This is a genomic window from Ruegeria sp. CDSB013 (assembly GCF_059611165.1).
Genome location: NZ_JBXWPA010000001.1, coordinates 640,613 through 653,367, shown reverse-complemented (window position 1 = coordinate 653,367; position 12,755 = coordinate 640,613). Strand labels below are relative to the sequence as shown.

The following is a 12,755-nucleotide window of genomic DNA, read 5'->3' as shown; positions in this document are numbered from 1 at the left end:
ACTGGCAGACAAAGGCAGAGTCAGCAAACTCTTGCCCTGTGCGCGCAGTTCGCATTAGGTGCGCCCAGCAAACTGAAAACGGGCAGCTATGGAAAGGGCAGGCATGATTAAATCCATGACGGGTTTCGCCTCGGGCAAAGGGGCGTTTGGCCCGCATAGCTGGACGTGGGAGTTGCGCAGCGTGAACGGCAAGGGGCTGGACATGCGTCTGCGCGTGCCGGACTGGTTGACCGGGCTTGAGGCTGCGTTGCGCGCCGCGATGTCGAAAAAACTCAGCCGGGGCAATGTGACATTGTCTTTGCGCCTCAGCCGAGATGAGACGCAGGCGGACCTGGTCCTGAACGAGACTGCCATGGGTGCCGTTCTTGAGGCTGTGGCGCGAACGCAGGAAATGGCCATTGCGCGGGACGTGACCCTTAGGCCCTCGACGGCCGCTGATCTGATCTCGCTCAAGGGTATGTTGGATGCGGGCAGTGATGGGGATGACCCGGGCCCATTGGTTGGCCAACTGACGGCAGAATTCAGTGGCCTATTGGGCGAATTCATAGAAATGCGCCAGTCCGAGGGTCGGGCGCTGGCAACTGTTCTGGAAGATCAACTAGGGCAGGTGGCTTCATTGACGGCCCAAGCGGCAGAGCTGGCAGAGCAACGCAAGGACAAGATGACCGAGGCGCTGCGGGATAATCTGGCGCGGGTAATGGACAACGCGCAGGGGGCTGATCCGGACCGCGTCGCTCAGGAATTGGCGTTGATCGCCGTCAAGGCGGACATCACCGAAGAGATTGATCGCCTGAAGGCGCATGTCGTGGCGGCGCGGGATCTGCTGGCGCAGGACGCGGCGGTCGGGCGCAAGCTGGATTTCCTAATGCAGGAATTCAACCGTGAGGCAAATACTCTGTGCTCAAAGGCGCAAAGCGCGGAATTGACAGCGGTCGGCCTTGAGTTGAAGGCCGTAATAGATCAGATGCGTGAGCAAGTGCAGAACGTAGAATAACCACAGGAGCGCCCAAATGGCGGATCGACGCGGCCTATTAATCATTCTGTCCTCGCCTTCGGGGGCCGGTAAATCGACCCTGGCGAAACGGCTGATGCAGTGGGATTCCGAGCTTGAGTTCTCGGTCTCGGCCACCACCCGCGCACCACGCCCGGGTGAGGAAGACGGGCGCGAGTATTACTTCCTGAGTGAAGATGCGTTCCGGCAGCAGGTGTCCGAGGGACAAATGCTGGAACACGCGCACGTGTTCGGTAATTTCTACGGCTCACCGGCGGGTCCGGTACGCGAGTCCATTAACAGCGGCAAAGACGTTCTGTTTGACGTGGACTGGCAAGGCGAGGTGCAAATCCGCAATTCGGATCTGGGCAAGCACGCTTTGTCGATCTTTATCCTGCCGCCGTCTATCCCCGAGCTGCGCCGCAGGCTGGAAAGCCGCGGTCAGGACAGTGAAGACGTGATCGCCAAGCGGATGTTGAAAAGCTGGGATGAGATTAGCCACTGGGGCTATTATGACTATGTTCTGATCAATGACGATCTGGATGCCACCGAAGAGAAGCTGAAAACCATCGTCAGCGCCGAACGCATGCGCCGCATCCAGCAGCCCAGCCTGCAGAACCATGTCCGCACGTTGCAAAACGAATTTGAGGGCTTGGCATGACCATTTACGCTTTGGGTGACCACGCGCCGCAAATCCACGAAGACACCTGGGTTGCGCCGGACGCCAACCTGATTGGGAAAGTCGTTCTGGAGCAGGGTGCCTCGGTCTGGTTCGGCTGCACCATCCGCGCCGACCACGAAGAGATCCGCGTGGGCGAGGGCAGCAACGTCCAGGAAAACTGCGTCATGCATATCGACGCCGGGTATCCGCTGACCATTGGTAAGAACTGCACCATCGGACACAAGGTCATGCTGCATGGCTGCACGATCGGGGAAAACACACTGATCGGAATGGGCGCGATTGTCTTGAACGGCGCAAAGATCGGGAAAAACTGTCTTATCGGTGCCGGCGCACTGATTACCGAAGGCAAGGAAATACCCGATAACTCTCTGGTTATGGGGTCACCGGGCAAAGTTGTGCGGGAACTGGATGCGGCGGCAGCGCAAAAAATCACCTTCAGCGCGCTTCACTATCAGCAGAATATGCGCGCGTTTCGCAAAACTTTGAAACCTGTGTCTTAGGTTGATTCCAAACGCATCAAGAGTGACGGAAATGCCAAACGACCTGCTTGCTGAAATTGTGTCGGCCATTCCGATGCCCACGCTTATGGTTGATCAGACCGAGCGCATCATAGCGGCAAACACCGAAGCCAGAACTATGCTGGGTCAGAACATCGAAGGCCGCCATTTCGCGACGATCCTTCGACAACCACAAGTCATCGACGCGATGGAGCAGAGCCTGCGCAGCAAGGGCCCGTCCAAAACGCGCCATTTGTCCAATGATGGCGCCCAAGACACCACTTTCGAAGTGCAATGCCGTTACATGAACGGCGTGGGCGCGGTGGAGGGCGGTGCCGTGATGGTCGTTTTCCAGGATGTCACGTATCTGGAACAGGCCGGACAAATGAGACGCGACTTCGTGGCGAATGTCAGCCACGAACTGCGCACACCTCTGACCGCTCTGATGGGCTTCATAGAAACATTGCGTGGTCCGGCGCGAGACGATGCAGCCGCCCGTGAGCGGTTTCTGCAGATCATGACCGACGAAGCCAACCGGATGAACCGGCTGGTCGGCGATCTGCTATCCCTGAACCGGGTCGAGAGCGAAGAGCGGGTTCGCCCCAGGGAGCAGCTTGATCTGACAGGTCTGTTGCAATCAACGCTTACAACGCTGCGTCCCCTTGCTGAGGCCGCAAAAGTGGACCTGACACTGGATGCGTCATCAGGGCCAATCTCGGTGACCGGAGACAGCGACCAATTGCGCCAAGTGTTCACGAACCTGATCGAGAATGCCATCAAATATGGCGGTAGCGGCGGTAGTGTTGATGTGCGCATTCAGTCATCTGAGCGCGACACCGCCATGCGCGGCCCTGCGGTTCGGGTACAGATCGCAGACAAAGGCCCGGGTATTGATGCCGTTCATCTGCCGCGCCTGACCGAGCGATTCTATCGCGCCGACAGTCACAGATCCCGCGAGTTGGGCGGTACGGGGCTGGGCCTTGCGATTGTAAAACATATTGTAAACCGCCACAGGGGGCGGCTGCGGGTCGAAAGCGATCTGGGCAAAGGCTCTGTATTTACAGTGATTTTGCCGCGCTGATTTTCGGCCAATGACGCAGGTTCATTTCAGACGCGCGCGGTGTTCCGCACTGTCCTGTTAAGAAAACTTAAGAAAATCGTTACGTGTCATAAAACCGTTACGTACTTGTCACAAAAGGCTTACGCACGGCTTTTAGGAGTTCGCGCAGATCATCATGGGGTGATCACAATTTATCTTTTCAGGGAGACTGAAATGTCCTTTGTAAAACTGTCGGCTTCGGCGCTTACCATTGCTGCTGTATCGGCCACCGCGGCCGCCGCTCGTGATCAGGTTCAGGTTGCGGGTTCTTCAACCGTGCTGCCATACGCCTCGATCGTAGCAGAAGCCTTCGGTGAGAATTTTGACTTCCCGACACCGGTTGTTGAATCGGGTGGTTCCTCGGCAGGTCTGAAGCGTTTCTGTGAAGGTGTTGGCGAAAACACCATCGACGTTGCGAACGCATCGCGCCAGATCCGTGAAAAAGAAATCAAAGCCTGTGCTGAAAACGGCGTTACTGACATCATCGAAGTTCAGATCGGTTATGACGGCATCGTTTTCGCATCCGACATCAACGGCAACTCTTTCGAGTTCACGCCGGAAGACTGGTACAAAGCTTTGTCCGCTCAGATCGTCGTTGACGGTGAACTGGTCGACAACCCCAACAAAACCTGGGCCGACGTAAACCCTGCATTCCCGGCACAGCCGATCGCAGCCTTCATCCCGGGCACCAAGCACGGCACTCGTGAAGTGTTCGAAGACAAAGTGATCCTGGCTGGTTGTGAGCACCTGGGTGACTTCGACGTCTACAAAGCGGCCAATGGCGACGACAAGAAAGCCGCCGAGAAAGCCTGTATCGCTCTGCGTACCGATGGCGTTTCGGTCGACATCGACGGTGACTACACCGAAACTCTGGCCCGTATCGACAGCAACAAAGACGGCATCGGCGTCTTTGGTCTGGCGTTCTACGAGAACAACACCGACAAGCTGCAAGTCGCAACCATGTCTGACGTTGTTCCTTCGACCGAGTCGATCGCAACCGGCGAATACCCGGTTTCGCGCCCGCTGTTCTTCTACGTGAAGAAAGCGCATATCGGCGTGATCCCCGGCCTGAAAGAATATGCTGAGTTCTTTGTCGCTGACGAGATCGCAGGTCCCGACGGTCCGCTGGCAGAATACGGCCTGGTATCCGACCCTGAGCTGGTCAAGGTACAGGAAGCTGTTGCCAACGAAACCGTCCTGGGCGGCGGTTCCTAATCACTCTTACGAACGGAACCGGGGCGGTTTTTCTCGCCCCGGTTCTTTTTGACTCCATCTCTGCCATCCCCACGGAGTTCTCATGGCGTTATCCTGGCTGTTGCTTATCCTGCTTGCGCTGGCAGTGATCGGATTTTTTGCGGGTCGGTCCCGCGCTCTGGCAAGTGCGGGTGGTAACGTCCGCGATTTGCATTCTTTACCGTCTTACTACGGTTACAATGTTGCGTTGACGGCTCTGGTTCCCGCAGTTGGGGTGCTGATCGTTTGGCTGCTTGCCCAGCCGATGATCGTAAACAGCACGGTATCCAGCCTCATTCCTGATCAGGCAGTGCCCGAAGGGTCGGAGCGTGGCCTGATCATGAGTGAAGTGCGCCGCGTCGCATACGGGCTGGACGGCGCTGTGGCCAGCGGTGCGATGACCGAAACTCAAGCCCGAAACGGCAATGCGGATATTGAAGCGCTGACCAAAACGCTTAAAGACGCAGGCCAGGTTCTGACTCAGGACATCACACAGCCGATTTTGGTCGCAGCACAGAAGTTCCGCAGCATGACGTCCACAGGGACAGTTGCGATGCAGGTCGTGGTTTTGGCCTTGGCACTGCTTGGGGCCGCCTTTGCTTATGTGCGTACGCACAAGGAGTTTAGGGCCCGCAACGTGGTAGAGCAGGGGGTTCTGGCCCTGCTTTTGTTGGCCGCGTCAATTGCGATCCTGACAACCATCGGCATTGTTCTTTCGATGCTTTTTGAGACGATGAACTTCTTTCAGCTGCATTCGTGGAAGGACTTCTTCTTCGGCAGCACATGGGCACCGAACTTCCGCGGTGGCAGTGAGCTGTCGATCCTGCCGCTGTTGTGGGGCACGCTGTACATTTCAGTGATCGCGTTGCTTGTGGCGGTCCCGATTGGCCTGTTTGCCGCGATCTATCTGTCCGAGTATGCCTCGGGTGTGACGCGGTCCATTGCCAAACCACTGCTGGAAATCCTCGCCGGTATTCCGACCATCGTTTACGGTCTGTTTGCGCTGCTGACTGTGGGTCCGGCGTTGGTGTCGATGTTCGGCGACGGTGGCATGCTGGGAGTGGGTTGGATGGCCAGCTCAAATGCGGTTCTGACTGCCGGGTTGGTTATGGGGATCATGCTGATCCCGTTTGTCTCGTCACTGTCGGACGACATTATTAACGCGGTACCACAAACCATGCGCGACGGCTCGCTGGGTCTGGGTGCGACGCATTCGGAAACCGTGCGCAACGTGATCTTACCGGCCGCGCTGCCCGGCATTGTCGGCGCGATCCTTCTGGCCGCAAGCCGCGCCATTGGCGAAACGATGATTGTTGTGATGGCCGCCGGAGCGATCGCCAAATTCTCGGGCAACCCGTTCGAAGCGATGACAACCATCACCACGCGGATTGTCAGCCAGCTGACCGGCGATACCGATTTTGCCAGCCCCGAAACGCTGGTGGCCTTTGCGCTGGGTCTGACCCTGTTCATCATCACCCTGGGGCTGAACATCTTCGCCCTCTACATCGTACGCAAATACCGGGAGCAGTACGAATGACCGATATTTCCCAAACGCCTGACGCTGCTCCGACCGCGAAGCCCAAAGGTGGTTCGCTGTTCGAAAAGGACGCACGCACCAAGCGCCGCAATGCGGCTGAAAGCCGGTTCAAAATGTACGGCATCGCCGCCATCGGGATCGGCTTGCTGATGCTAATTGTGCTGGTGACCAATATTGTCACAGCCGGAACCGGTGCCTTTCAGCAAAGCTTTCTTGAATTGAATGTCGAGCTTAAGGCCGACAAGCTGGACAAGAAGGGCAACCGGAACATCGAGGATATCAAGAAGGTTTCGACCTTTGGCTATGCCCCTCTGATCGCGTCTGCGCTGGAAAGCGAAGTCGAAAAGCTGGGCATCCAGACAGACTTGAAACCCAAGGAGATGGGCAAGATCCTGTCCAAGGCGGCGCAGGCTGAGTTGCGAAACTATGTCATCGCCAATCCCGATGAGATCGGCAAGACCGTCAGCTTCCGCTTTTTGGTCAACAGCCGTGTCGATGGCTACATGAAAGGCCGCGTAACCCGCGAGTCGATTGCCAACGACAAAAGCATTTCGGTCGAACAGTTGGATTTCGTGGATCAACTACGCGATGCGGGTGTGCTGTACAAAGCCTTCAACCTGGATTTCATTTTCGGTGCGGATGCCTCTGATCAACGGCCCGAAGCGGCTGGGATCGGTGTCTCCATGCTGGGATCATTGTTCATGATGTTGGTGGTTCTGGCGCTGGCCTTGCCCATCGGTGTAGCGGCTTCGATTTATCTTGAAGAGTTCGCACCGCAAAACCGGTTGACCGATATCATCGAGGTCAACATCTCGAACCTGGCCGCTGTGCCGTCGATCGTGTTCGGTATTCTGGGTCTGGCTGTGTTCATCAACTACATGCATCTGCCTACTTCAGCCCCGCTGGTGGGTGGACTGGTACTGACACTGATGACGCTGCCAACGATCATCATCTCGACCCGCGCGTCGCTGAAGGCGGTGCCGCCATCGATCCGAGATGCGGCGCTGGGGGTAGGGGCCTCGAAAATGCAGGCGGTGTTCCACCATGTCCTGCCGTTGGCCGCACCCGGCATTCTGACCGGTACCATCATTGGTCTGGCGCAGGCGTTGGGGGAAACCGCACCGTTGTTGCTGATCGGGATGGTAGGCTTTATCGCCTCAAACCCGCCTGATGGGATCGTCGCGGGCTTCTTGTCGCCGAACTCGGCCATGCCGGCGCAGATCTACGAATGGTCCAAGCGCGCTGACCCGGCCTTTTATGAACGTGCATGGGGGGGCATCATCATCCTGTTGATCTTCCTCGTTACAATGAACACCATTGCGGTACTTCTGCGCCGCCGCTTTGAACGCCGCTGGTAAATGGGGGCTATTATGAATGATATGACACGAGTGGAGAGAACCGTGGACTCCAAAGCCATCAAGATCGCCGCCAACAACGTTCAGGTCTACTACGGCGACACGCACGCCATCAAAGACGTGGACGTCCAGATCGAGGACAAGACCGTAACGGCCTTTATCGGCCCATCGGGCTGCGGCAAGTCCACTTTTCTGCGCTGCCTCAACCGGATGAACGACACCATCGACATTTGCCGGGTCGAGGGCGATATCCTGCTGGACGGCGAAGATATCTATGACAAGCGTGTCGACCCGGTGCAGTTGCGTGCCAAGGTCGGAATGGTGTTTCAGAAACCCAACCCGTTCCCCAAGTCGATCTATGACAACGTGGCCTATGGCCCGCGCATCCATGGTCTTGCAAAGAACAAATCGGAACTGGATGATATCGTTGAGAAATCTCTGCGTCGTGCTGCGATATGGGATGAGGTCAAGGACCGCTTGGACGCCCCCGGTACAGGCCTGTCCGGTGGTCAGCAACAGCGCCTGTGCATTGCCCGTGCCGTGGCAACGGAACCTGAGGTTTTGCTGATGGACGAGCCATGCTCGGCGTTGGACCCGATTGCCACTGCGCAAGTCGAGGAACTGATTGACGAACTGCGCTCGCGCTATTCGGTGGTAATCGTGACCCACTCGATGCAACAGGCTGCGCGGGTGAGCCAGAAAACGGCGTTCTTCCATTTGGGCAATCTGGTGGAATTCGGCGAGACCGGGCAGATCTTTACCAACCCCGAAGACCCCCGCACGGAAAGCTACATCACCGGCCGTATTGGCTGAGGACAGGTATTTGAACATGACCGAACAACATATTGCATCCGCATTCGACCGCGACCTTGAAGCGGTTCAGGCCCATATCATGAAGATGGGCGGTCTGGTCGAGGCCGCGATCATGAACGCCGCGCGCTCGCTTGAAACCCGGGATGTCGAATTGGCCCAACAGGTGCGTCAGGGCGACAAAGCCATTGATGCGCTTGAGGATCTGATCAACGAAGAAACCGCGCGGGTGATCGCGCTGCGGGCACCCACAGCGAGCGACCTTCGTCTGGTTCTGTCGGTTCTGAAGGTCTCGGCAAACCTGGAACGTATCGGCGACTATTCCAAAAACATTGCCAAACGCACCACGGTTCTTGTCGACGCCGGCGAGATCAACGGCAGTGCCGCGGCCCTGCGCCGTATGGCGCGCGAGGTTGAGCGGATGCTGCGCGACGCGTTGGACGCTTATATTCAACGTGACGCCGAATTGGCCGCTGACGTGATCCAGCGGGATGAAGAAGTAGACCAGATGTATAACGGCCTATTCCGCGAGTTTCTGACCTTCATGGCTGAAGATCCCCGCAACATCTCGTCGTGCATGCACCTGCATTTCATCGCAAAGAACATTGAACGGATGGGCGATCACGTTACAGCCATCGCTGAACAGGTGGTTTATCTGGTGACTGGGGAACGGCCGTCGGAAGCACGTCCCAAAGCCGATACCACCTCGCAAACCGCCTAGGAGGCAACGATTATGTCCGCTGATCAGCCTACGGTACTGGTTGTTGAGGATGAACTGGCCCAGCGTGAAGTGCTGGCTTACAACCTCGAAGCAGAAGGGTTTCGTGTATCCAAGGCAGCCAATGGCGACGAGGCATTGCTGCTAGTTGATGAAGACAGCCCGGACATCATCGTTCTGGACTGGATGATGCCCAACCTCAGCGGGATAGAAGTGTGCCGCCGCCTTAAAACGCGCCCGGATACACGATCGATCCCCATCATCATGCTTTCAGCCCGGTCGGAAGAGGTCGACAAGGTGCGCGGGCTGGAAACCGGGGCGGATGACTATGTGGTCAAGCCGTATTCGGTTGTCGAGCTTATGGCGCGCGTGCGCACACAGTTGCGCCGTGTTCGCCCGGCGACGGTCGGTATCAAGCTTGAATTTGCGGATATCATTCTGGATTCCGAGACACATAAGGTCAGCCGCAACAGCAAGCCGCTGAAACTGGGCCCGACCGAGTTTCGTCTGTTGAGCACGTTCATGGAAAAACCGGGTCGTGTCTGGAGCCGCGAACAGCTGCTGGACCGGGTCTGGGGGCGCGATATCTACGTCGACACTAGAACAGTTGACGTTCACATCGGCCGCTTGCGCAAGGCGCTGACTCAGCATGGCGGTGAAGATCCCGTGCGTACGGTTCGCGGCGCAGGGTATGCGCTGGGGTAAAAACACGGGGCAGGGCGCACTGCCCTGTTCTATGCGGTTTACTCATGGTTCGTTGCGAAACTGTAGCTGTTATTTGCGGTTACGGCAGGGTATTTTGCGACAAAGCCGACTAGCGGAGAACCAAAATGAACGCCCCGAACACCAAACCAACTTTGCGCGCCAAAGATGCACCTGACATGGGGGCGTTCTCGTGGGACGATCCATTTCGTCTGGCGGATCAGCTAACAGAAGATGAGCGCATGATCGCCGCGAGTGCGCAGGCATATTGTCAGGAAAAGCTGCAACCACGGGTTCTGGAAGCTTTCCAGAACGAGGAAACGGACCCGGAAATCTTCCGCGAAATGGGTGAAATGGGCCTTTTGGGCACTACGATCCCCGAAGAATACGGCGGTCTTGGTGGCGGTTATGTGTCCTACGGCCTGGTCGCGCGCGAGGTTGAGCGTGTGGATTCTGGCTATCGCTCGATGATGTCGGTGCAAAGCTCATTGGTGATGTACCCGATCTATGCCTATGGCAGCGAAGAACAGCGCCGGAAGTACCTTCCAAAACTGGCCAGCGGCGAATGGATCGGTTGCTTTGGTCTGACAGAACCTGATGCCGGCTCGGACCCGGCGGGCATGAAAACCCGCGCGGAAAAGATCGACAGTGGTTATCGGCTGACCGGCAGCAAGATGTGGATCTCGAATTCACCCATCGCAGACGTCTTTGTGGTGTGGGCTAAATCCGATGCTCATGACGGCAAGATCCGAGGCTTTGTTTTGGACAAGAGTCTCAAAGGTTTGAGCGCGCCCAAAATTCAGAACAAGATGAGCCTGCGGGCATCGATTACGGGTGAGATCGTTCTGGACGGCGTCGAAGTGGACGAGGGCGCCTTGCTGCCGCATGTTCAGGGCCTGAAGGGTCCGTTTGGCTGTCTGAACCGTGCGCGCTACGGGATCAGCTGGGGCGTCATGGGCGCCGCTGAAAGCTGTTGGCACGGTGCGCGTCAGTATGGTCTGGACCGCAAACAGTTCAACAAGCCGCTTGCGCAGACGCAGCTGTTCCAACGCAAACTGGCGGACATGCAAACCGAGATCGCCCTGGGCCTGCAAGCCAGTCTGCGCGTTGGCCGTTTGATGGATCAGGCAGAAGCTGCGCCCGAGATGATCTCGATCGTTAAGCGAAACAACTGCGGCAAGGCTTTGGAGATCGCGCGGAATGCCCGCGACATGCACGGCGGCAATGGCATCTCACTGGAATTCCAGGTTATCCGTCACATGGTCAACTTGGAAACCGTAAACACCTATGAAGGCACACACGACGTTCATGCGTTGATTTTGGGGCGGGCACAGACCGGACTTCAGGCCTTCTACTAGGATATTTTAAATACCGCATAATCGGTATTATGGTAAAAAACCAGCATTGGCAGTTTCCGGTTTTCCCAAAATTGCCAATGCCTTACGATGCCTTTCAAAACGTCCAATTCGGAGCCCCTGATGAACTTGAATGGCAAGACTGTGGTGATAACCGGTGCAGCCAACGGTATCGGTAAAGGTCTGGCAACCCGGTTTGCGCTCGAAGGTGCAACGGTCGTATGCGCAGACATAGACACCGAAGGCGCGCGTTCCGTGGCCACGGAAATCAACGGACACGCGGTCACGTGCGATGTTTCGGACGAAGACAGTATCAAAGCGTTGATTGATCACGTCGAAGATGAGATTGGCCCGATTGATCTGTTCTGTGCAAATGCTGGTATCCTGACCCTTGGTGGCCTGGACGTTCCGGACGAAGACTGGGATCGGATCTGGAAGATCAACGTCATGTCGCATGTCTGGACCGCGCGTCATCTCGTTCCGCATATGATCGCGCGCGGCGGTGGCTACATCATGACAACGGCCTCGGCTGCAGGACTTTTGAACCAGCCTGGCGCTGCACCGTACGGCGTTTCTAAACACGCCGCCGTGGGCTTTGCCGAATGGCTGTCGCTGACATACAGCCATAAAGGCCTGCGCGTTTCCGTTCTATGTCCGCAAGCGGTTCGGTCCGAAATGACACGCGGCTTTGAGGATTCGGTAGCGTCTATTGACGGCATGCTAGAGCCTGAAGACGTGGCCCAAGCCTGTGTCGAAGCCATTGAGTCCGAACAGTTTCTGGTGCTGCCGCATTCGAAAGTGTTGGACTACATTCGGCACAAATCCAGCAATTACGACAGTTGGCTCAGGGGCATGAACAAGTTAAATCAACAATTTACGGGCGATGAATAAAGTTTCTTCTGCGCCTTGCGCATCAGGCCTTCCTGTGTGACCGAAGCAACCAAAGTGCCGTCTTGTGCATAGATCGACCCTCGGTTGAAGTTGCGCCCTCGCCCACTCCATGGCGATTCCATCGAATACAGATGCCAGTTTTCGAAATGTATCGGCGCGTGGAACCACATAGCGTGATCAAGGCTGGCCGCGTTGACTTCACCCGTAAACCAGCTGAGGCCGTGCGGTCGCATACCTGATCCCATCAGATACATGTCAGACGCGTAAGTCAGCAGCAACTGCTGAGTGGCAGCATCAGCGCCCGCGGCACCTGGCATACGGAACCAGATTTGATTTCTGTCATCCGTCTTTTCGGGTGTAAACGGATCAAGATGGCTGGCCTCACGGACCTCGATAGGTCGCTCGCGTGTCAACTCTCCGCGCAGGTGTTTGGGCACCAGATCCACGTACTTCGCGCGTAGTTCTGTGCGTGATGGATAACTTTCGGGGGCTTCCATCTGGGGCATCTCGTGGTGATGATCCCAGCCTTCATCCTGAATGTGAAACGAAGCCGACACGTTCAGGATCTGTTTGCCATGCTGGATCGCGACCACACGCCGTGTTGTGAATGAACCTCCATCCCGCGCTCTATCGACCTGATAAATAACAGGAATAGTTGGATCGCCGGGGCGAATGAAATAGGCGTGCAACGAATGGCACAACCGATCATCCACAGTTCGGTACGCCGCCGCCAGAGCCTGCGACACCACCTGCCCGCCAAAAATTCGCGTCGGTGTTTCGCCGCCTGAACCTGTGCCCCGGAACAAGTCCACTTCGAGCCTTTCGAGGTTCAAAAGGTCAAGAAGGACACGTTCTGCTTCGGTCATTGGCGACTCTCCGATTGGC

13 protein-coding genes are annotated in these 12,755 nt (G+C 56.8%); 12 read left to right on the top strand and 1 reads right to left on the bottom strand.

Annotation, left to right across the window (positions count from 1 at the left end; translation table 11 throughout):
• Nucleotides 1-103: 103 nt before the first annotated feature.
• The 12 genes from AC2FJF_RS03290 to AC2FJF_RS03235 all read left to right on the top strand — a co-directional run bounded on the left by AC2FJF_RS03290 (nucleotide 104) and on the right by AC2FJF_RS03235 (nucleotide 11,870).
• Nucleotides 104-994 carry a YicC/YloC family endoribonuclease gene (locus AC2FJF_RS03290; RefSeq protein ID WP_496722899.1) on the top strand — a complete coding sequence of 297 codons (891 nt, stop codon included), beginning with the start codon at nucleotides 104-106 and terminating at the stop codon, nucleotides 992-994.
• Nucleotides 995-1,010: 16 nt separating this feature from the next.
• Nucleotides 1,011-1,652 (top strand): guanylate kinase, encoded by a 642-nt coding sequence (gene gmk / locus AC2FJF_RS03285; RefSeq protein ID WP_058271617.1) that lies wholly within the window; start codon nucleotides 1,011-1,013, stop codon nucleotides 1,650-1,652.
• Nucleotides 1,649-2,173, top strand: coding sequence for a gamma carbonic anhydrase family protein (locus tag AC2FJF_RS03280; RefSeq protein ID WP_496722896.1), 525 nt, complete (start codon nucleotides 1,649-1,651; stop codon nucleotides 2,171-2,173). The genes gmk and AC2FJF_RS03280 overlap by 4 nt, the downstream gene beginning before the upstream one ends.
• 31 nt (nucleotides 2,174-2,204) lie before the next feature.
• Nucleotides 2,205-3,251, top strand: coding sequence for an ATP-binding protein (locus AC2FJF_RS03275; protein ID WP_496722894.1), 1,047 nt, complete (start codon nucleotides 2,205-2,207; stop codon nucleotides 3,249-3,251).
• 192 nt (nucleotides 3,252-3,443) lie between these two features.
• Entirely contained in the window at nucleotides 3,444-4,484 is a 1,041-nt protein-coding gene (locus AC2FJF_RS03270; protein WP_496722892.1) for a substrate-binding domain-containing protein, read from the top strand.
• Nucleotides 4,485-4,566: 82 nt separating this feature from the next.
• Nucleotides 4,567-6,039 (top strand): phosphate ABC transporter permease subunit PstC, encoded by a 1,473-nt coding sequence (gene pstC, locus AC2FJF_RS03265; protein WP_282151223.1) that lies wholly within the window; start codon nucleotides 4,567-4,569, stop codon nucleotides 6,037-6,039.
• Nucleotides 6,036-7,397, top strand: a complete 1,362-nt coding sequence (pstA, locus tag AC2FJF_RS03260; protein WP_282118432.1) for a phosphate ABC transporter permease PstA — start codon at nucleotides 6,036-6,038, stop codon at nucleotides 7,395-7,397. Before pstC ends, pstA begins: the two co-directional genes overlap by 4 nt.
• Nucleotides 7,398-7,409: 12 nt before the next feature.
• Entirely contained in the window at nucleotides 7,410-8,207 is a 798-nt protein-coding gene (pstB, locus tag AC2FJF_RS03255) for a phosphate ABC transporter ATP-binding protein PstB (protein WP_058271912.1), read from the top strand.
• Nucleotides 8,208-8,223: 16 nt separating this feature from the next.
• The gene (phoU, locus tag AC2FJF_RS03250; RefSeq protein WP_496722889.1) at nucleotides 8,224-8,925 is read left to right on the top strand and encodes a phosphate signaling complex protein PhoU; all 702 of its coding nucleotides are present in this window, start codon (nucleotides 8,224-8,226) and stop codon (nucleotides 8,923-8,925) included.
• 12 nt (nucleotides 8,926-8,937) lie between these two features.
• Nucleotides 8,938-9,627, top strand: coding sequence for a phosphate regulon transcriptional regulator PhoB (gene phoB / locus AC2FJF_RS03245; RefSeq protein ID WP_109311502.1), 690 nt, complete (start codon nucleotides 8,938-8,940; stop codon nucleotides 9,625-9,627).
• A gap of 125 nt (nucleotides 9,628-9,752) precedes the next feature.
• Nucleotides 9,753-10,982 (top strand): acyl-CoA dehydrogenase, encoded by a 1,230-nt coding sequence (locus AC2FJF_RS03240; protein ID WP_282118434.1) that lies wholly within the window; start codon nucleotides 9,753-9,755, stop codon nucleotides 10,980-10,982.
• Between the two features lie 120 nt (nucleotides 10,983-11,102).
• Entirely contained in the window at nucleotides 11,103-11,870 is a 768-nt protein-coding gene (locus AC2FJF_RS03235) for an SDR family oxidoreductase (protein ID WP_496722886.1), read from the top strand.
• Here the strand turns inward: AC2FJF_RS03235 and AC2FJF_RS03230 are convergent.
• Nucleotides 11,846-12,736 carry an acyl-CoA thioesterase gene (locus tag AC2FJF_RS03230; protein ID WP_496722884.1) on the bottom strand — a complete coding sequence of 297 codons (891 nt, stop codon included), beginning with the start codon at nucleotides 12,734-12,736 and terminating at the stop codon, nucleotides 11,846-11,848. The two genes, AC2FJF_RS03235 and AC2FJF_RS03230, sit on opposite strands and share 25 nt — an antisense overlap.
• Nucleotides 12,737-12,755 lie beyond the last annotated feature (19 nt).